The sequence below is a fragment of the Polaromonas sp. P1_G2 genome (genome assembly GCF_056405515.1).
Genome location: NZ_JBFUBY010000667.1, coordinates 1 through 640, shown reverse-complemented (window position 1 = coordinate 640; position 640 = coordinate 1). Strand labels below are relative to the sequence as shown.

Annotated in this window: 2 protein-coding genes; one reads left to right on the top strand and one right to left on the bottom strand. The window is 57.7% G+C overall.

What is annotated here, in order from left to right; genetic code table 11:
* Positions 1–218 (top strand): hypothetical protein (locus AC1D0P_RS26840; RefSeq protein ID WP_477679513.1); only part of this gene is annotated, 218 nt, incomplete at its 5' end.
* Between the two features lie 162 nt (positions 219–380).
* Here AC1D0P_RS26840 and AC1D0P_RS26835 read toward each other — a convergent pair.
* A partial coding sequence (locus AC1D0P_RS26835) for a transposase (RefSeq protein WP_477679512.1) occupies positions 381–640 on the bottom strand: 260 nt, incomplete at its 5' end.

The following is a 640-nucleotide window of genomic DNA, read 5'->3' as shown; positions in this document are numbered from 1 at the left end:
GAAAGAAGGTGAACACTTATGTACCATCAAAGAAAGTGACAACGGGCCAGCCGGATACTCGCGTCAGGAAAGTTTACAAGAAGGGGGCACAGACACACGTCGTGGTCGCGAAAGACAATAACAATCAGCAGGATGTTCGGCGCCCGAGCCCTGATGCAGAAGCGGTCGGCCGGTTCCTGGGCGGGGTTCTTCGCGGCGTGAAGCGACTTCCCCAATAATCACCGTGGAGATAGCATATTTGGCTTGCGGCGTTTGTGTGGAGCAATGCTGTGCGGCGACGTCAGTGGGCTTCTCGAACCAGAGATGCCGACCGGCCTGATTGACTCTTGGACTGGTTGCTTGGATTTACGCTGGAAAAGTAGAGAAGCGGTTTCAAGCGCTTACAGAATGGATTGCGATTTTGTGGCGCTTGGCAGCAAGGACAGATCTTCATAGCCAAGCGCGAGCCCGAATATCCGCTGGCTCACCAAGGTGGACACGTCGTGCTCGATCAGCCCCGCACGGCGATGATCGGCAAAGCAGCTGGAGAAGCGCTCCACCAGCCGGATCGCCCGATCCGTCGCCCCCAGCAACAGGCTGCCGGCGTCGCTGCTGATCGCTCCACCATCAAATGCGGCCACCACCGCACGCGATTCAATGC